Origin of the sequence: Marinovum sp. (assembly GCF_034669705.1) — a bacterium.
In the GTDB taxonomy this organism is placed as follows: Bacteria; Pseudomonadota; Alphaproteobacteria; order Rhodobacterales; family Rhodobacteraceae; genus Marinovum.
In genome coordinates this window covers 119,603-138,391 of the sequence record NZ_JAXMOR010000002.1, presented here as the reverse complement: position 1 = coordinate 138,391, position 18,789 = coordinate 119,603, and the positions used below count along the sequence as shown (strand labels likewise).

At 67.6% G+C, this 18,789-nt stretch carries 19 protein-coding genes; 15 read left to right on the top strand and 4 right to left on the bottom strand.

What is annotated here, in order from left to right; all coding sequences use genetic code 11:
* Window positions 1-122 precede the first annotated feature (122 nt).
* Together dprA and tldD are read right to left on the bottom strand one after the other, a co-directional pair.
* Complete coding sequence (dprA, locus tag VOI27_RS02080; protein WP_323763628.1) at window positions 123-1,265, bottom strand: DNA-processing protein DprA; 1,143 nt, start codon at window positions 1,263-1,265, stop codon at window positions 123-125.
* Between the two features lie 171 nt (window positions 1,266-1,436).
* The gene (gene tldD, locus VOI27_RS02075; RefSeq protein ID WP_323763627.1) at window positions 1,437-2,858 is read right to left on the bottom strand and encodes a metalloprotease TldD; all 1,422 of its coding nucleotides are present in this window, start codon (window positions 2,856-2,858) and stop codon (window positions 1,437-1,439) included.
* A 197-nt stretch (window positions 2,859-3,055) separates the two neighbouring features.
* Between tldD and coxB the strand changes: the two genes are divergently transcribed.
* From coxB to VOI27_RS02000, 15 genes are all read left to right on the top strand, one after another.
* Window positions 3,056-3,919 carry a cytochrome c oxidase subunit II gene (gene coxB, locus VOI27_RS02070; RefSeq protein WP_323763626.1) on the top strand — a complete coding sequence of 288 codons (864 nt, stop codon included), beginning with the start codon at window positions 3,056-3,058 and terminating at the stop codon, window positions 3,917-3,919.
* Window positions 3,920-4,079: 160 nt separating this feature from the next.
* Entirely contained in the window at window positions 4,080-5,033 is a 954-nt protein-coding gene (cyoE, locus tag VOI27_RS02065; RefSeq protein ID WP_323763625.1) for a heme o synthase, read from the top strand.
* Entirely contained in the window at window positions 5,030-5,197 is a 168-nt protein-coding gene (locus VOI27_RS02060; protein ID WP_323763624.1) for a cytochrome C oxidase assembly protein, read from the top strand. Before cyoE ends, VOI27_RS02060 begins: the two co-directional genes overlap by 4 nt.
* A complete protein-coding gene (locus tag VOI27_RS02055; RefSeq protein ID WP_323763623.1) occupies window positions 5,197-5,772 on the top strand; it encodes a cytochrome c oxidase assembly protein in 576 nt (191 codons plus the stop codon). Before VOI27_RS02060 ends, VOI27_RS02055 begins: the two co-directional genes overlap by 1 nt.
* A gap of 27 nt (window positions 5,773-5,799) precedes the next feature.
* A complete protein-coding gene (locus tag VOI27_RS02050; protein ID WP_323763622.1) occupies window positions 5,800-6,606 on the top strand; it encodes a cytochrome c oxidase subunit 3 in 807 nt (268 codons plus the stop codon).
* A 355-nt stretch (window positions 6,607-6,961) separates the two neighbouring features.
* Window positions 6,962-7,639, top strand: a complete 678-nt coding sequence (locus VOI27_RS02045; RefSeq protein ID WP_323763621.1) for an SURF1 family protein — start codon at window positions 6,962-6,964, stop codon at window positions 7,637-7,639.
* 3 nt (window positions 7,640-7,642) lie between these two features.
* Complete coding sequence (gene thrC, locus VOI27_RS02040; protein ID WP_323763620.1) at window positions 7,643-9,031, top strand: threonine synthase; 1,389 nt, start codon at window positions 7,643-7,645, stop codon at window positions 9,029-9,031.
* A complete protein-coding gene (locus VOI27_RS02035; protein ID WP_323763619.1) occupies window positions 9,028-10,290 on the top strand; it encodes a pitrilysin family protein in 1,263 nt (420 codons plus the stop codon). The genes thrC and VOI27_RS02035 overlap by 4 nt, the downstream gene beginning before the upstream one ends.
* Window positions 10,290-10,877 carry a GNAT family protein gene (locus tag VOI27_RS02030; RefSeq protein ID WP_323763618.1) on the top strand — a complete coding sequence of 196 codons (588 nt, stop codon included), beginning with the start codon at window positions 10,290-10,292 and terminating at the stop codon, window positions 10,875-10,877. The genes VOI27_RS02035 and VOI27_RS02030 overlap by 1 nt, the downstream gene beginning before the upstream one ends.
* Window positions 10,878-11,047: 170 nt before the next feature.
* Window positions 11,048-11,884 (top strand): MBL fold metallo-hydrolase, encoded by an 837-nt coding sequence (locus VOI27_RS02025; RefSeq protein ID WP_323763617.1) that lies wholly within the window; start codon window positions 11,048-11,050, stop codon window positions 11,882-11,884.
* A 46-nt stretch (window positions 11,885-11,930) separates the two neighbouring features.
* Window positions 11,931-13,349, top strand: a complete 1,419-nt coding sequence (locus VOI27_RS02020; protein ID WP_323763616.1) for an FAD-binding oxidoreductase — start codon at window positions 11,931-11,933, stop codon at window positions 13,347-13,349.
* A 40-nt stretch (window positions 13,350-13,389) separates the two neighbouring features.
* Window positions 13,390-13,911, top strand: a complete 522-nt coding sequence (gene def, locus VOI27_RS02015) for a peptide deformylase (RefSeq protein ID WP_323763615.1) — start codon at window positions 13,390-13,392, stop codon at window positions 13,909-13,911.
* Between the two features lie 63 nt (window positions 13,912-13,974).
* Entirely contained in the window at window positions 13,975-14,466 is a 492-nt protein-coding gene (def, locus tag VOI27_RS02010; RefSeq protein ID WP_323763614.1) for a peptide deformylase, read from the top strand.
* A complete protein-coding gene (gene fmt, locus VOI27_RS02005) occupies window positions 14,463-15,377 on the top strand; it encodes a methionyl-tRNA formyltransferase (RefSeq protein ID WP_323763613.1) in 915 nt (304 codons plus the stop codon). The genes def (VOI27_RS02010) and fmt overlap by 4 nt, the downstream gene beginning before the upstream one ends.
* Entirely contained in the window at window positions 15,377-15,613 is a 237-nt protein-coding gene (locus VOI27_RS02000; RefSeq protein ID WP_323763612.1) for a hypothetical protein, read from the top strand. The genes fmt and VOI27_RS02000 overlap by 1 nt, the downstream gene beginning before the upstream one ends.
* Here VOI27_RS02000 and VOI27_RS01995 read toward each other — a convergent pair.
* Both VOI27_RS01995 and VOI27_RS01990 read right to left on the bottom strand, forming a co-directional pair.
* Window positions 15,610-17,082 carry a PLP-dependent aminotransferase family protein gene (locus tag VOI27_RS01995; protein ID WP_323763611.1) on the bottom strand — a complete coding sequence of 491 codons (1,473 nt, stop codon included), beginning with the start codon at window positions 17,080-17,082 and terminating at the stop codon, window positions 15,610-15,612. The genes VOI27_RS02000 and VOI27_RS01995 overlap by 4 nt on opposite strands.
* A gap of 222 nt (window positions 17,083-17,304) precedes the next feature.
* A complete protein-coding gene (locus tag VOI27_RS01990; protein WP_323763610.1) occupies window positions 17,305-18,699 on the bottom strand; it encodes an aspartate aminotransferase family protein in 1,395 nt (464 codons plus the stop codon).
* Between the last annotated feature and the right edge of the window lie 90 nt (window positions 18,700-18,789).

Here is an 18,789-nt window from a genome sequence, read left to right as displayed (position 1 = left end):
CCGTCGGTATGGCGCGCGTGCCCATGGGACGGTCTCTCCATCTCGCCCGTTGCAGCCCAGCCCGACCTGGACGCACGGTCCGGTCGGGGTCCTTGTGCCGAGCGTTCGGCGACGTAGGTCCCTCAGGACGCCAGCGAGATCAACCCGCCCGGATGCCGCCTGATCCGGCCAGAGAGCTCCAGATCGGTCAGCTGTGCCGCGACCTCCGGCGAGGCGCCCTCCAGATCGCGGATCAGCTGGTCCTCGGCCAATGGTGACGGCCCGAGCCGCGACAGGATCTCGGAATGCAGCGCCGCGGTTTCGCGCAGGCTGCGTTTCGGTGGGGCGGGCGCCGGCGTCAGCGGCAATTCGGGTTGCGGCGGCGCGCTGCAGATCGGGTCCAGCGCCTCGATCACGTCGGCGGCGTTGCGGACCAGCCGGGCGCCATCGCGGATCAGCATGTTGCAACCGCTGGCCCGGGCATCGAAGGGGTGGCCCGGTACCGCCAGCACTTCCCGGCCCTGGTCGAGCGCATTGCGGGCGGTGATCAGGCTGCCGGATTTTGCCGCTGCCTCGACCACGATGACACCGCGCGACTGCCCCGAGATGATCCGGTTGCGCTGCGGGAAATGCCGGGCCTGCGGCGCCAGCCCCGGCCGCTGCTCGGACAGCACCAGCCCGCGGTCGAGGATGTCCTCGGCCAGGCCGGTGTTCTCGGACGGGTAGATGACATCGACGCCACCGGCAAAGACGGCGATGGTGCCGATCTCGAGCGCCGCGAGATGTGCGGCGGTGTCGACCCCGCGCGCCATCCCCGAAACCACGGTGAACCCGGCCTCGCCCAGCTCAGTCGCCAGGGCGCGGGCCATCCGGGTGCCCAGCGACGAGGCATTGCGGGCGCCGACCAGGGCGATCAGCGGGGTGTGCAACAGCTTGGTCTGGCCGCGGGCCCAGACGAACGGCGGCGCATCCGGCAGTTCGGCGAGGGCGCGGGGATAGTCGGGCTCGCCGCGACAGATCAGCCGGGCACCAAGCGCCGTGCCGCGGCGGTATTCGCCTTGGGCTTCGGCCAGTGAACAGGGGGAATATGTCTTGATCCCGGCCGCGCTGGCCACGTCGGGCAGGGCGGCGAGGGCAGCCTCGGCCGAGCCATGCTCGGCCATCAGCCGGTAGAAGGTCGAAATGCCGACCCTGTGAGAGCGCAAGAGGCGGATCCAGCCCAGCCGGTCATCTTCCGAGGTGGGTGGGAGTAGGGGGTGAGAGGAAGAATAAACTGTGTCGGCCATCCTGGTCCCGCCTGCTTGCAGAATCATGTCTACAATGTGGCTGGTTAACGACGGGTAAACCGCGACAGATTGAGCGAAACGAATGTTTTCGGGGTTTTACGAAAACCGCGCCGGCCGGACCCGCGCGCCGGGCGCGGCTCGACCGGCCATGATTCCGCCATGATTGCCGGCTCAGGCGGCGGCGCCGCCCACCGTCAGCCCGCCGATCCGCACCGTTGGCTGGCCGACACCCACCGGCACCCACTGGCCGGCCTTGCCGCAGTTGCCCATGCCGGGATCGAGCGCCATGTCATTGCCCAGCGCCTGGGTCCGCATCAGCGCCGAGGGCCCGTCGCCGATCAGCGTGGCGCCCTTGACCGGGGCGCCGACCTTGCCGTTCTTGACCCGGTAGGCCTCGGTGCAGGAGAACACGAACTTGCCGTTGGTGATATCGACCTGGCCGCCGCCGAAGCCGACCGCCCAGATGCCATCCTCGAGCCCGGCCACGATATCGCCAGGCTCGGTGTCGCCGCCCAGCATGTAGGTGTTGGTCATCCGCGGCATCGGGATGTGCTGGAAGCTCTCGCGCCGGCCATTGCCGGTGGGCTCCACCCCCATCAGCCGCGCGTTCTGCCGGTCCTGCATGAAGCCGGTCAGGATGCCGTCCTCGATCAGCACGTTGCGCCCAGAGGGCGTGCCCTCGTCATCGACCGAGAGCGAACCGCGGCGGTCGGGCAGGGTGCCGTCATCGAGCACGGTGACGCCCTTGGCCGCCACCTGCTTGCCCATCAGCCCGGCAAAGGCCGAGGAGCCCTTGCGGTTGAAGTCGCCCTCCAGCCCGTGGCCGATCGCCTCGTGCAGCAGGATGCCGGGCCAGCCGGGGCCGAGCACGATGTCCATCACCCCGGCGGGCGCGGCCACGGCCTCGAGGTTCACCAGCGCGACGCGCAGCGCCTCGCGCGCCTTGGCCTGCCAGTCGGCGGGATCGAGCAGCCCGTCGAGCCCGACCCGGCCGCCACCGCCGGCGGTGCCGCTCTCGCGCCGGCCGTCCTTCTCGACGATCACCGAGACATTGACCCGGGTCATCGGGCGGATGTCGGTCACATGCAGACCGTCGGGCCGCAGGATCTCGACCTCCTGGTGCGCCGCCATGATGGTGGCAGAGACCTGCACCACCCGAGGGTCGAGATCGCGCGAGAAGGCGTCGATCTCGCGCAGGGTCTCGATCTTGACCGGAAAGGCCGCGCCAGTGATCGGGTCGGCATCGGTGTAGAGCCGGCGGTTGGTGGCCTGCGGTCCCGGTGCCATCACCCCGCCGCCATCGCCCACCGCCAGACGCGCGGTCTCGACCGCGCGCTTCAGCGCCGGCTCGGAGATCTCGGTGGCATGGGCATAGCCCGCGACCTCGCCCTTGACCGCGCGCAGGCCAAAGCCCTCCGAGGCATCGTAACTAGCTGTTTTCACGCGGCCATCGTCGAAATGCAGCACCTCCGACCGGCGCCGCTCGAGAAACAGCTCGCCATCCTCGGCGCCGGCGGTGGCCTCGCGCAGAAGGGCCAGCGCCCGGTCGGGGTCGAGCGATGTCTGAAACGGGCGAAACGCGGTCTCTGCCATGGGATATGCCTCGGGAAGTTTGATCCAAATCAAAAAAGCGGCCCTTTGACGCGGGCGTGGCGCTTTATCTCATCCACAGAATATGATTTTAAACGCCTGCGTTACAATGGGCGGCGCGGCAATGGATTCGTATGTGCGGATTTCCCGCGCCCGCCCCCCGACCAGACGAACAGCATGAACCGACCAGGGTGTATATGATGCAACTTAAATCTCTGCTCACCGGCCTTGCGGCCTCGCTTGTCGCGGCGCCTGCCTTGGCGCAGGACCTCGAGATCGTGGGCAAGCCGGTCCCGAACGGCGTCGGCTTCCAGCCCGCGGCCACCGAACTGGCGCGCGACCTGCAATGGCTCGACGGCATGCTGCTGGTGGTGATCACCATCATCTGCATCTTCGTCGCCGGCCTGATGGTCTATTGCTTTGCGCGGTTCAACCGCAAGGCCAACCCGACGCCGCGGGCCTTTACCCACAACACCCCGATCGAAGTGGCGTGGACCGTGGGTCCGATCGCCATCCTGGTGCTGATCGGCGCCTTCTCGCTGCCGGTGCTGTTCAAGCAACAGGAAATCCCCGAGGGCGAGATCGTCATCAAGGCGACCGGCTACCAGTGGTACTGGGGCTATGAATATGTCGACGCCGGTGTCGAGGGTGTCGAGCCCGGCGTCATCGCCTATGACAGCTTCATGCTCGGCCGCGATGGCCTGGCCGAGGCCGGCTACACCGACGATCTGTACCTGCTGGCCACCGACACCGCCGTCGTCGTGCCGGTCGGCAAGACCGTCGTGATGCAGGTCACCGGCGCCGACGTGATCCACTCCTGGACCATCCCGGCCTTCGGCGTGAAACAGGACGGCGTGCCCGGCCGGATCGCCGAGCTATGGTTTGAAGCCGACCGCGAGGGCGTCTACTTCGGCCAGTGCTCCGAGCTCTGCGGCAAGGACCACGCCTACATGCCGATCACCGTCAAGGTGGTGAGCGAAGAGGCCTATAAAGCCTGGCTCGCCGGCGCGGTCGAGGAATATGCCGGCCTGCCGCAGCCCTTCGAGGTCGCGTCGGCCAATTAAGCGTGGCGGTGGGGGCGACCTCACCCCGCGAGACCTCCGGGCGGTCTGCGCCCGGTGACATGACACCACGCCGTAGGGTGGGTTTGCAACCCACCGCCCCGGCATCGACGCAAGCAGCCCGCCAGGTGCGCCGTCACCGCGCACCATCCCGGAGACCAAGATGACCGACGCCAGCCTGCATAGCGCCAGCCGAGACACCGAGGCCCAGTTCGGCGATTACTTCGCCCTGCTCAAGCCGCGGGTGATGACGCTGGTGGTGTTCACCGCCTTCGTGGGCCTTCTGGCCGCGCCGGTGCCGGTGCACCCCTTCGTGGGCTTCTGCGCCGTGCTGTTCATCGCGGTGGGCGGCGGGGCCTCTGGCGCGCTCAACATGTGGTGGGACGCCGACATTGACGCGGTGATGAAACGCACCGCCCGCCGTCCGATCCCCGCCGGCAAGGTCGCGCCGGAAGAGGCGCTGGCGCTGGGCGTCGGCCTTTCGGGCTTTGCCGTGCTGCTGCTCGGGTTGGCGACCAACTGGGTGGCGGCGGGGCTGCTGGCCTTCACCATCTTCTTCTACGTCGTGATCTACACCATGTGGCTCAAGCGCTGGACGCCGCAGAACATCGTCATCGGCGGCGCGGCCGGGGCCTTCCCGCCGATGATCGGCTGGGCCGCGGCCACCGGTGGCATCGCGGTGGAATCGGTGCTGATGTTCTGCCTGACCTTCATGTGGACGCCGCCGCATTTCTGGGCGCTGGCCCTGTTCATGCGCGGCGATTACGACAACGCCGGCGTGCCGATGCTGACCGTGACCCACGGTCGCAAGGCGACCCGGGTGCATATCCTGGCCTACACCCTGCTGCTGGCGGCGCTGGCCTTGGCGATTGCCTTCACCGGGGCAGGCGGGCCGTTTTATCTGGCCGTGGCTCTGGTGCTCAACGCGCTCTTCATCAAGGGGGCCGTCAGCATCTGGCGCCGCGATGAAGACGATGCCGAGGCGGACAACTTCGCCGTCGAGCGCCGTTTCTTCAAGCTGTCGCTGCTCTATCTCTTCGCGCATTTCGGCGCGATCCTTGTCGAGGCCGGGCTGGACCGCGCCGGCCTGTCGCTCAACCCCGGAGGCCTGTGGTGAACTTTCAACCCGAACATGAGCTGCACCGCCGCCGCAAGGGCCGCAACACCGGCGTCGGCCTGGTGCTGGCGGCGCTGATCGTGATCGTCTTTGGCCTGACCTATGTCAAGGTCACCAGCCAAGGCTTCCGCGACAGCGCGCCGGCTGTGCAGGAGGCCGGCTGATGGCGCTCTCGGGACCGGCAAAGACCGTGGCGCAGACCGTATCGGTCGTGGTGCTGATGGGCGCGCTGGCCTGGGCTTCGGTGCCGTTCTACGACTGGTTCTGCCGGGTCACGGGCTTCGGCGGCGTGACCAATGTCTCCGAGACCGGCAGCGACGTGATCCTCGACAAGACCATCAAGATACGCTTCGATGCCTCGCTTGACCGCGACATGGCCTGGGAGTTCAAGGCGCTGCAGCCCGAGATGACGATCCGCATCGGCGAGACCGGGCTGGCCTTCTACGAGGCCTACAACCCCACCGACCGCCCGGTCGCCGGGCAGGCCAGCTACAACGTCGCGCCCTATGACGCCGGGGCCTTCTTTACCAAGATCGAATGCTTCTGCTTCACCGAGCAGGTGCTGATGCCCGGCGAACGGGTCGAGATGCCGGTGACCTTTTACGTCGATCCCGAGATTGTCGAGGATCGCGATGCGAAGTACACCAAGCATATCACGCTGTCCTATACCTTCTACGAGATCGACATGCCGGAGACCGCCGCGCTTGACGCGGCCCCGGCGCAAAACCAAACGAACTGAGCCTTTTGCACGAGGGAAGACACGAAAATGGCCCATGTAAAGAACCACGATTATCACATTCTGAGCCCCTCGATCTGGCCGCTGCTCGGGTCGGTCGCCGGCTTCATCATGCTGTTCGGCGCCGTGCTCTGGTTCCACGACAACGGCCCGTGGATGTTCCTGATCGGCTTCGTCGGCGTGCTCTACGTCATGTTCGGCTGGTGGTCCGAGGTGGTGGCCGAAAGCCGCGTCGGCGATCACACCCCGGTGGTGCGGATCGGCCTGAAATACGGCTTCATACTGTTCATCATGTCCGAGGTGATGTTCTTTGCCGCCTGGTTCTGGAGCTTCTTCAAGCACGCGCTCTACCCGATGGACCCGAACGGCATGAGCCCGGCGGTGGATGGCGTCTGGCCGCCGGTGGGCATCGAGACCTTCGATCCCTTCCACCTGCCGCTGATCAACACGCTGATCCTGCTCTGCTCTGGCGCCGCCGCCACCTGGGCGCACCACGCGCTGGTGCATGAGAACAACCGCGAGGACATGAAGTGGGGCCTGATCATCGCCATCGTTCTGGGGGTGATCTTCACCATCTTCCAGGCCTATGAGTACAGCCACGCCGCCTTCGGCTTCTCCGGCAACATCTATGGTGCCAACTTCTTCATGGCGACCGGCTTCCACGGCGCGCATGTGATCATCGGCACGATCTTCCTCTTCGTCTGCCTGCTCAGGCTGCTGCGGGGGCATTTCACGCCCGAAAAGCACATCGGCTTCGAGGCCGCCGCCTGGTACTGGCACTTCGTCGACGTGGTCTGGCTGTTCCTCTTCGCCGCGGTCTACATCTGGGGCGGCTGAGGCTGCAGCTGACAGAAATTTTTGAAACGCCCGCCACTTTGGCGGGCGTTCGTTTTTCCGGCTTCTGCCTGGCCGCGACAACGCGGCTTCGTGACGGTCGTGTCCGACCCCGGCCCGGGACAAGGCGAAGCCGCCGGGCCAGCGCCGGCCCGCCCCATCGGGGCGGCGCTTTCGCCAACAAAGGCACACCCTTGCAAGGACGCTCTGACCGGCCAGAGATAAATTGCCCCTCAGATAGCTCGCTGCGCCGTCCCGCGCGCCGCCACTGGCCCGGATCCCCGTCCTTTGCGGTTGCATCGCCTCCCGGAACCATGGAAAACACGGGCGCGCCATTTCCGCGCGCCACCGGGACCACATGACACGCATCCTCTTTGCCCTGATCATCGGACTGGCCGGCACCGCGCTGCTGGTCTGGCTTGGCACCTGGCAGGTCCAGCGGCTCGCCTGGAAAGAGGACATCCTTGCCGCCATCGACGCCCGCATCACCGCCGAGCCGATCGCGCTGCCGGAGGTGCCAGACATCGCCAGCGACACCTATGCCCCGGTGGCGCTGAGCGGCCAGATCGGCAGCGACGCGCTCTATGTGCTGGTCTCTCAAAAGCACATCGGCGCCGGCTACCGCGTGATCGCGCCCTTCCTCACCAACACCGGCCGCCGCATCCTGATCGACCGCGGCTTCATCCCGGTTTCCGCGCGCGACGCCGCACGCCGCACCGGCGCGGCCGAGATCACCGGCAATATCCACTGGCCCGACGACCGCACCTCCTCGACCCCCGAGAACGACCAGCAGGCCAACATCTGGTACGCCCGCGACGTGGCGGCCATGGCCCGCGCCCTCAAGACCGAGCCGCTGCTGGTCATCCTCCGCAGCGAGACGCCGCCGGCGCCCGGCCTCACGCCGCTGCCGGTGGACAGTTCGGCCATTCCCAACGATCACTTGAAGTATGCCATCACGTGGTTTTCCCTCGCCGCCATCTGGCTCGGGATGACCGGCTACTACATCTTCCGCGCACGCCAGACCAAGGACGCTTGAGCGATGAAATACATCTCGACCAGGGGCCGCGCCCCGGAACTTTCCTTCGAAGAGGCGATGCTCAGCGGCCTCGCCCGGGACGGCGGCCTCTATGTCCCCGCCGAGATCCCGCAGATGTCCCATGACGACATCGCGGCGCTGGCCGGCCTGAGCTACGAAGAGGTCGCCTTTCGCGTGATGCGCCCCTTTGTCGGCGACAGTTTCACCGACGAGAGCTTCGGCGATTGCATCACCCGCGCCTATGCAGTCTTCGGCCACGGTGCGCGCGCGCCGCTGGTGCAGCTGGCGCCCAACCACTTCCTGCTCGAGCTCTTCCACGGCCCCACGCTGGCCTTCAAGGACTTCGCGATGCAGCTGATCGGCCAGCTGTTCGAGGATGCGCTCAAGCGGCGCGGCGAGCGGGTCACCATCGTCGGCGCAACCTCGGGCGATACCGGTTCTGCCGCGATCGAGGCCTTCCGGGGCCTGGATGCGGTCGACGTCTTCATCCTCTTTCCGAATGGCCGGGTCAGCGAAGTGCAACGCCGGCAGATGACCACGCCGTCGGAGGCCAATGTCCACGCGCTCGCCGTGGACGGCAATTTCGACGATTGCCAGGCGCGTCTCAAGGACATGTTCAACCATTTCGAGTTCCGCGACGAGGTGCGCCTCGCCGGGGTCAACTCGATCAACTGGGCGCGGGTGCTGGCGCAGGTGGTCTATTACTTTTCCTCCGCCGTGGCGCTCGGCGCGCCGCAGCGCAAGGTCTCCTTTACCGTGCCCACCGGCAATTTCGGCGACATCTTCGCCGGCTATATCGCCAAGCGCATGGGCCTGCCGATCGACCGGCTGGTGATTGCCACCAACCAGAACGACATCCTGCACCGCTGCCTGTCGACCGGCGCCTATGCCAAGGACGCGGTTCATGCCTCGATCTCGCCGTCGATGGACATCGAGGTCAGCTCCAACTTCGAGCGCGCGCTGTTCGACGCCTATGACCGCGACGGCAATGCCATCGGCCAGCTGATGGACGAGCTGGGGCAGGGCGGCTTCTCGGTGTCCCAGGGGGCGCTGGAACGGCTGCGCGAGCATTTCGACTCTGGCCGCGCCAGCGAGGACGAGACCATGGCCACCATCGCCCACGCCCGCAAGACCATGGGCGAGCTGCTCTGCCCGCATTCCGCCGTCGGCGTGAAGGTGGCCGAAGAGCAGCGCGTGGCGCAGACCCCGATGATCACGCTCGCCACCGCCCATCCGGCGAAATTCCCTGACGCGGTGGAAAAAGCGGCCGGCGTGCGGCCGGGGCTTCCCCAACGCATGGCGGATCTGTATGAGCGTCCGGAACGGGTGACCCGAGTGTCGAACGACCTCGCCGCCCTTGAAACCCACATCCGGGAGAAGATCGCCTCTTGACGGTAGAACTGCACACGCTCGCCAACGGTCTCCGCGTCGTGACCGAACACATGCCGGGGCTGGAATCGGCCTCGGTCGGCATCTGGGTCGGCGCCGGCGGCCGCGCCGAGCGCGAAGACCAGAACGGCATCGCGCATTTCCTCGAGCACATGGCCTTCAAGGGCACCGAGCGCCGCTCGGCGCTGCAGATCGCCGAAGAGATCGAGGACGTCGGCGGCTATATCAACGCCTATACCTCGCGGGAGGTGACCGCCTATTACGCCCGCGTGCTCAAGGCCGACGTGCCGCTGGCGGTCGACGTGGTGGCCGACATCCTGCTCAACCCGGTGTTCGACCCGCGCGAGATCGAGGTCGAGCGCGGCGTGATCCTGCAGGAAATCGGCCAGGCCAACGACACGCCCGACGACGTGATCTTCGACTGGCTGCAAGAGGCCTCCTACCCCGGCCAGGCGCTGGGCCGCTCGATCCTCGGCCCGCCTGAGCGGGTCCAAGGCTTTGGCCGCGATGACCTCGCGCGCTTCGTCACCGAGCATTACGGCCCCGACCAGATGATCCTCTCGGCCGCCGGCGCGGTCGATCACGCGGCGCTGGTGAAACAGGCCGAAGCGCTCTTTGGCCATCTCGCCCCGCGCAAGGCCGAGACCGACAGCCCGGCGCGGTTCGGCGGCGGCGAGAGCCGCACGGTGAAATCGCTGGAACAGGCGCATTTCGCGCTGGCGCTGGAAAGCCCCGGCTACCGCGACGAGGCGATCTATACCGCTCAGGTCCATTCGGTGGCGCTGGGGGGCGGCATGTCCTCGCGGCTGTTTCAGGAGATCCGCGAGAATCGGGGCCTGTGCTACACCATCTTTGCCCAGGCCGGCGCCTATGCCGACACCGGCATGATGACGATCTATGCCGGCACCTCGGCCGAGCAGCTGTCCGACCTTGTGGGGCTCACCATCGACGAGCTGAAACGCGCCGCCGATGACATGACCGAGGCGGAAGTGGCCCGTGCGCGCGCCCAGATGAAGGCCGGCTTGCTGATGGGGCTGGAAAGCCCCTCGAGCCGCGCCGAGCGTCTGGCCCGCATGGTGCAGATCTGGGGCCGGGTGCCGGACCTTTCGGAAAGCATCGCCCGGATCGACGCCGTCACCGTCAAGGGCGTGCGCGACTTCGGCGGTCATCTTGCCGCCAACGCGCCGGCGGCACTGGCGCTCTACGGCCCGGTCGAGGCCGCTCCGGATCTCGCGGGGCTGAACGCGCGGCGCGCCGCCTGATGCTGCTCACGCGGCGCAGGATACGGCTCGAGACCGATCGTCTCACCCTGCGCGCGCCGCTGCATTCGGACTTTCGCGACTGGTCGGCCCTGCGCGACAGCTCGCGCGGGTTCCTCACCCGCTGGGAGCCGACCTGGTCGAACGATCACCTGAGCCGCAAGAGCTTTACCAACCGGGTCTACTGGTCGCAGCGCGCGATCACCAACGGCACCGCCATGCCGCTCTTCCTTGTGCGCCGCGCCGACCAGGCGCTTCTCGGCGCCATCACCCTCGACAACATCCGCCGCGGCCCGGCCCAGGCCGGCACGCTGGGCTACTGGATCGGCGAGGCCCATGCCCGCCACGGCTATATGCGCGAGGCGATCCTGGCGCTGGTCCACCACGCCTTTACCAAGATGGACCTCAGCCGGCTCGAGGCCGCCTGCCTGCCGGAAAACCAGGCCTCCCGCGGCTTGCTGGAAAGCGCCGGTTTCAAATACGAGGGCGTGGCCCAGAGCTACCTGCAGATCAACGGCCGGTGGCGCACCCATGTGCTCTATGCCGCCCTGCGCATCGACCGCCGCGGCAAGACCGACGCCGGCCTCTAGGGCAAAGGCTCCTATACGCATCTTGCCTAATAAACTCCGGGGGTCTGTCTTTGTGGCGCCATTGGTTCAAGCCCAATGGACGACGAGGGGCTGGCCCCTCGCTCCGGCGCATCAAAACCCGGTGACCCAGCCACGAATCGCGCTATCCTCGCCGCAGAGAGGTAAGCCCCATGTTCCGATTTCTCCTGACGGCCCTGTTCTTCACCGCCATCACCACCGCAGCCACCCCCGCCAGCGCCCAGCAAGACCGCCGCCCCTCGCATTGCATCGCCATTGCCGATGCCGCGCCCGGGATCAGCTACATCCACAAGGCCGCCTGGTCAGACCCGCTGCCCGATTACACCGTGCGCATCCAGTACATCCAGCACGCCGCCTTTCTGATCCGCACCCAGGGCGGGCTCAACGCCATCACCGATTTCACCGGCTTCATCGGCACCACCACGATGATCCCCGATGTGGTCACCATGAACCACGCCCATTCCAGCCATTTCACCCATGCCCCCGATCCCGCGATTCCGCATGTGCTGCCCGGCTGGGGCGAGCCCTTCGGCAGCGGCATCGATCATTACCTCGACCTCGGCGAGATGCTGGTGCGCAATGTCTCCACCGACATCCGCTCCGGCGGCGGCACCGAGCCCGAGGGCAACTCGATCTTCGTCTTCGAGGTCGGCGGTCTCTGCATCGGTCATCTCGGTCACCTGCACCACGAACCCGACGACCGGCAATATGCCGCGCTGGGCCGGCTCGACGTGGTGATGGCGGCGGTGGACGGCGGCATGACCGTCGATCTCGGCACCATGACCCGCATCCTGAAACGGCTGAAATCCTCGATCGTGATCCCGATGCACTGGTTCTCGGACTACGGTGTCGAGCGCTTTGTCGCCGGCATGGCCGACGACTTCGAGATCAGCCGCCCCGGCACCTCATCAATCGAGGTCAGCCTCGCCACCTTGCCCTCGCGGCCGACCGTGGTCATCCTGCGCCCCGCCTGGCTGCGCGACGAATAGCCTTCGCCGCCGCAAGCCGCTAAGACCGGCCGCAAGGAGACCCCAGATGACCGACCTTTCCCCGGCCGATGCCGGTTTCGCCGCGCGCCTCGCAGAGGAGTTGCCCGCTGACACCCTGCGCCCCGCAGAGCCGCGCTACCTTGAGGAACCGCGCGGCCATTGGCAGGGGCAGGGGGGCTATGTTGCCCTGCCGCGCAGTGCAGACGAGGTGGCGCGGATCGTCGCCGCCTGCAACACAGCCCGTGTCGGCCTGCTGCCCTTTGGCGGCGGCACCGGCCTCGTCGGCGGTCAGGTCCAGCCCGCCGGGCCGCCGGCGCTGATCCTCTCGCTCGAGCGAATGAATGCCATCCGCGCGCTCTACCCCGAGGAAAACGTGCTGGTGGCCGAGGCCGGCGCGATCCTTGCCGATATCCAGGCTGCGGCCACCGGGGCCGACCGGCTGTTCCCGCTGTCGCTGGCCTCCGAGGGCAGCGCCCGGATCGGCGGCTGCCTCGCCACCAATGCCGGCGGCGTCAACGTTCTGCGCTATGGCAACGCCCGCGCGCTCTGCCTTGGTCTCGAGGCGGTGCTGCCCGACGGCACGCTCTGGAACGGGCTGCAGCGGCTCTACAAGGACAACACCGGATATGACCTGCGCAACCTGCTGATCGGCGCCGAGGGCACGCTGGGGGTGATCACCGCCGCCAGCCTGCGGCTCTCGCCGCGCCCCGCGGCCACCGGCACCGCGATGGTGGTGGTCGAAAGTCCTGCCGCCGCTCTGCGCCTGCTGGGCCTGGCGCGCGATATCGCCGGCGAGGCGGTCTCGGTCTTCGAGCTGATCGGTCGGACCGGGCTCGACTTCCTCGCCGAAAAGCTGCCGCAGGTCCGCCAGCCCTTTGCCGACCGCCCCGAATGGTCGGTGCTGATCGAGCTTGGCATGAGCGCCGGGCAGGACCCGATGACTGCGCTGGAGACGATCTTTGCCGGAGCGCTGGAAGAGGGGCTGGCGAGCGACGGGGTGATCGCCTCGAGCGAGGCGCAGCGCGCCGGACTCTGGGCGGTGCGAGAGGAGATCCCCACCGCCAATCGGATGATCGGCGCGATCTCCTCGCATGACATCGCCCTGCCGCTGAGCCTGGTGCCGGAGTTCATCGACAGGGCGCCAGAGGCGCTCTCGGACTTCCCCGACATCCGCATCAACTGCTTTGGCCATCTGGGCGACGGCAACCTGCACTACAACGTCTTTCCCGCAGAGGGCCGCAGCAAATCAGACTACGCCGGCCAACGCGACGCCATCCAGCGCGCGGTGCATGACCTCTGCGTCGACATGGGCGGCTCGTTCAGCGCTGAGCACGGGCTCGGGCGGCTCAAGGTTGCCGACCTCGAACGCTATGGCGATCCGGCGCGGCTTGCTGCCATGCGCGCGATCAAGCGGGCGCTCGATCCGCAGGGCATCATGAACCCCGGCGCGGTTCTGCGCGCCTGAGCCCGTTGCGCTTTCGGAGAAGCTGCACTAGATCACCCGCATGAAACGGCCCATCCTCATCCACCCCGACCCGCGGCTCAAGAAGCTCTGCACGCCCGTCGCCGATCTGTCGGACGATCTGCGCGTTCTGGCCGACGACATGCTGGACACCATGTACGCCGCTCCCGGCATCGGCCTTGCTGCGCCGCAGGTGGGGGTGATGGATCGGGTGATCGTGATGGACTGCGAAAAGGACGAGACCCAGCCGCCGAAACCCGTGGTGATGTTCAACCCCGAGATCATCGCGGCCTCCGAGGATCTCAATGTCTACGAGGAGGGCTGCCTGTCGATCCCCGAGCAGTTCGCCGAGGTGACCCGCCCGGCCGAGGTCCGCGTGCGCTGGCTCGACCGCGACGGCACCCTGAAGGAGCAGGACATGGACGGGCTCTGGGCGACCTGCGTGCAGCATGAGATCGACCATCTCGACGGCAAGCTTTTCATCGATTACCTCAAGCCGCTCAAGCGCCAGATGATCACCCGCAAGATGGTCAAGCTCAAGCGCGAGATGGCCCGCACCGCCTGATCCACGGGGCGCGGCGCGCATCCCCCCTTGCGACAACCCGCGGGCTGGCTTACCCCATCGGCCATGACCCGCAAAGTGATCCCCTGGCCCGACACGCGCCTGCGCACCCCCGCCGCACCGGTGAGCGCCCTCACCGACGAACACCGCATTCTCTGGGAACAGATGATCGAGGTGATGGAGGCGATGCCCGGCGTCGGCCTTGCCGCCCCACAACTGGGCGAGATGGTGCGCTTGGCCGTGGTCGATGCCTCGGAAGAGCGCGGCCGGGTGGTGCGCATGGCCAACCCCGAGGTGCTGCACGCCTCGGTGCAGCTGCGCGAACACGAGGAGGCCAGCCCCAACCTGCCCGGTGTCTCGGCCAAGGTGAAACGCCCCCGCGCGGTGACCGTGCGGTTCCTGAACGAGCATGGCGAGACTGAAGAGCGTGATTTCGTCAGCCTCTGGGCGACCTCGGTGCAGCACCAGATCGACCATCTCAACGGCCGGATGTATTTCGACCGGCTGAGCAAGGTCAAACGCGACATGCTGATCCGCAAGGCGAGGAAACTGTCATGAGAGTGGTCTTCATGGGCACGCCGGAGTTCTCGGTCCCGGTGCTCGACGCGCTGGTCGATGCGGGCCACGAGATCGCCGCCGTCTACTGCCAGCCGCCGCGCCCCGCCGGTCGCGGCAAGAAGGACCGGCCGACGCCGGTGCACGCCCGCGCCGCGGCGCTGGGGCTCGAGGTGCGCCACCCGGTCTCGCTGAAAGGGGCCGAAGCACAGGCGGAGTTTGCCGCGCTCAAGGCCGACGTGGCGATTGTCGTGGCCTATGGGCTGATCCTGCCGCAGGCGGTGCTCGACGCGCCAGCGCAGGGCTGCCTCAATATCCATGCCTCTCTGCTGCCGCGCTGGCGCGGCGCCGCACCGATCCACCGGGCGATCATGGCCGGCGATGCCGAGACCGGCGTCTGCATCATGCATATGGAGGCCGGGCTCGACACCGGGCCGGTGTTGCTGCGCGAGGCCACCGCGATCACGCCCCAAGACACCACAGCCGCGCTGCACGACCGGCTGAGCGCGATGGGCGCGCAGCTGATCGTGGAGGCGCTGGACCGGCTCGAGACGCTGACGCCAGAGCCGCAACCCGAGGCCGGCGTGACCTATGCCAGCAAGATCGACAAGGCCGAGGCCGCGATCGACTGGACCCGACCAGCGGAAGAGATCGACCGGCAGATCCGCGGCCTCTCGCCCTTTCCCGGCGCCTGGACCACGGCCGAGGGCACGCGCATCAAGCTCTTGATGTCGGAACTGGCCGAGGGGCAGGGCGCGCGGGGCACGATCCTCGACGGTGCGATCACCGTCGCCTGCGGCCGCGGCGCGGTCCGGCTGCTGACCCTGCAGCGCGCCGGCAAGGCGGCGCAGGACGCCGAGACCTTCCTGCGCGGCATGGCGCTGCCCGCCGGGCTGCAGCTGGGAGAGGGCTGATGTTTCCGGTCCTGATCGGCACCGTGGTGATCGCCGGCATCGTCGGCTATGTCTCGGAGAAATCCGGCTTCACCCACAACGGCTATTTGCAGAGCATCATCATCTGCGTCGGCGGCGCCTTCCTGTTCTACTTCGTGCGGCTGATGTTCGGGTTCGGGTTTGCCTCGCCGGGGCTCAACGCCATCGTCTCGTCGATCGGCGCGCTGATCATCGTGCCGACCCACTGGCGGCGCTAGGCGCCGCTTTCGGCCTTCAGCGCCGCGGCAACCAGCGCAATGCCCTCGGCGATCCGGGCACTCGGAATCGAGGAATAGCCCAGCCGGTAGAAGTTGCGCGGCACCGCATCGCCGGCAAAGAAATTATGCCCCGGCTCGATCAGCACCGAGCGGTCCTGCAACCGCTCGAACAGCCGGATGGTGTCCATCCCCTCCGGCGCGCGCATCCAGAAGGACGAGCCGCCGAGGCCGGGCACCCCGGCCACCTCCAGCCCCTCGGCCCGGATCGCCGCCTCCATCGCCGCGCGCCGCTCGTGCAGGGCGCGGGCCTGGCGCCGCATCAGCGCGTCGTAATGGCCGAGGCCCAGGAAATGCGCCGTGGTGCGCTGCACATGGCCCGGCGGGTGGCGCAGCACGCTGGCGCGCAGGCTGCGGGCTTCGCGGATAAAGGCCGTGTCGCCCACCAGGTAACCCAGCCGCAGCCCCGGAAACAGCGATTTCGAGAACGAGCCGACGTAGATCACCCGGCCCTCGCGGTCGAGCGATTTCAGCGCCGGCTGCGGCGCCGCCGGGTAGGCCATCTCGAACTCGTAGTCATCCTCGACGACCAGCGCATCGAGCGCCCGCGCCCGGTCAAGCAGCGCCCTGCGCCGTGCCATCGGCATGGTGGCCGAGGTCGGCGCCTGGTGGCTCGGGGTGACGAAGATCACGTCGGTCTCTGCCGGCAGCGCCTCGGGCGGCAGCCCGTCGGCGTCGATGTCGACCGCCGCCAACCGGCAGCGCGCCTGCAGCAGCATGTCACGCAGCGCGGGGTAGCCTGGGTTCTCCATCGCCGCCACCCGGTCGCGGGTCAGCAACACCTGGGTCGCCAGCCAGAGCGCGTTCTGCGCGCCCAGCGTGACGAGGATTTCCTGCGGCTGCGCCTGGATGCCGCGGCGCGGCAGGGTGTGGCGGGCGATGAAGGCGATCAGCTCGGGGTCGTCCTGATCGTAGTAATCCGAGGTCAGGGCGTGGAAATCCGCCGCGCCAAGCGCGCGCAGGGCGCAGAGCCGCCAGTTGGCGTGGTCGAACAGCCGCGGATCGGCCTGACCATAGACGAAGGGGTATTTGTAGCGGTTCCAGTCCAGCGGCTTGGTGACCTCCGAGGCCCTTGCAAAGCGCTGCCCCAGCGCGCGGGTCCAGTCGACCGGGTGCTGCGGCGCCTCGGCGCCGGCGAAGGCGGGCGGCGGACTGGGCGCGTTCTCCGAGACGAAATAGCCCGAGCGGCCGCGCGCGGCGAGGTAGTCATTGGCCACCAGCTCGGTATAGGCCAGCGTCACGGTGATCCGGCTGACGCCCAGATGCGCCGCCAGCTTGCGGGTCGAGGGCAGCTTTTCGCCGTACCGGATGCGACCCGAGAGGATGCCTTGGGCGATCATCTGCTGGATGCGCACCTGCAGCGTGCCCTGGGCATGGGGATCGAGGAAGAAGGCTTCGACGGGGACGGCCATGCGCCATGGTTAGACTGGCTGCATGAGGGGTGCAATCTGGACTTATGGTGCGGTCGGCGGAATTGCGAAGAATGCGGGGGGCTATGCCCCGCAGGATTGTTGAGAGGAGGCTTTGCCCCCCGGGGCCTGCGGCCTCCTCCCAGGAATATTTTTGGCCAGAAGAAGCCGGAGAGGGGGGGCCCCGCAGTGGGCCGGGCAGGGGGCCGGTCTCGCGGTGCCCGGTCAGCCGGCGAAGACGCGGGTCAGGGCCTGGTCGACGGCGCTGACGATCTCGTCGATGTTGTCCTTGCTGGCAATCAGCGCCGGGCTGAAGCAGAGCGTGTTGTTGTGCCCCGGCACAGAGCGGTTGGTGGCGCCGATGATCACCCCCTGCTTGCCGCAGTCGCCGACCACCGCGGCGACCTGTGCCTCGCTCACCGGGGTCTTGTCGTCGTGGTCGGTGACCAGTTCGGCGCCGAGGAACAGGCCCTTGCCACGCACCTGGCCGATCACCGGGTGACGCTCGGCCAGCGCTTCGAGCGCCTCGAACATATGGGCCCCCATGGCGCGGGTGTTGGCCAGCAGGTCCTCCTCCTCGATGATCGCCATGTTCTCGAGTGCTGCGGCCGGCCCTGCGGTGCAGCCGCCAAAGGTCGAGATGTCGCGGAAATAATCCAGCGGGTCGGCGGCGTTGGACTTGAAGGGGGTGAAGATCTCCTCGGTGGTGACGAGGCAGGCGATGGCGGCATAGCCCGAGGCCACGCCCTTGGCCATGGTGACCAGGTCGGGCTGAATGCCGTAATGCTGATAGCCGAACCATTCGCCGGTCCGGCCGAGGCCGCAGACCACCTCGTCGATATGCAGCAGGATGTCGTACTTGCGGCAGATCTCCTGGACCTTCTGCCAGTAGCCCTCTGGCGGGGTGATGACGCCGCCGCCGGCGGTCACCGGCTCGAGACAGAGCCCGCCGACGGTGTCGGGGCCTTCGCGCAGGATCACCTGTTCGATCTGGTCGGCGGCCCATTCGCCGTAGTTCTCGACCGGCGCGCCATCCTGTTCGTGGCGGCGGTATTCGAGGCAATGCGGCACCCGCACGAAGCCCGGCGTATAGGGGCCGTACTGCGCGCCGCGCTCGTCCTGGCCGCCGGCCGAGAGGCAGGAGATCGTGGTGCCGTGGTAGTCGCGGTCGCGGTAGAGGATCTTGTGCTTCTTGCCGCCATGGCGCTTGTGGGCGATCTGGCGGATCATCTTGAAGGCCTTCTCGTTGGCCTCGGACCCGGAGTTGCAGTAATAGACCCGGCTCATCCCCGGCATCTTGTCGAGCAGCGCCTCGGCGAACTGCGAGCCCGGCACCGAGCCGGCCGAGCCTGCGAAATAGTTCAGCTTGATCAGCTGGTCGCGCACCGCGTTGGCGATCCGCTCGCGGCCATAGCCCACGTTGACCGTCCAGACGCCGCCCGAGACCGCGTCGAGCAGCCGGGTGCCGCGCTGGTCCCAGACGTGGATGCCGCGGCCCTCGATGATGATCCGCGGATCGGCGGTCTCGAACGGCTTGTGCTGGGTCAGGTGATGCCAGATGTGGGCCTTGTCGGCCTCGACCACACGGCTGATGTCATTTGCGCTCAGAGTGCCATCCATGGCGTCACCTTTCAGTTTCGGGGGTCAAGGAACACACGCCAGCAGGCCCGTCGGAGACCGGCAGTCGTTTCTGTCAAAAAAGCGGCGAAC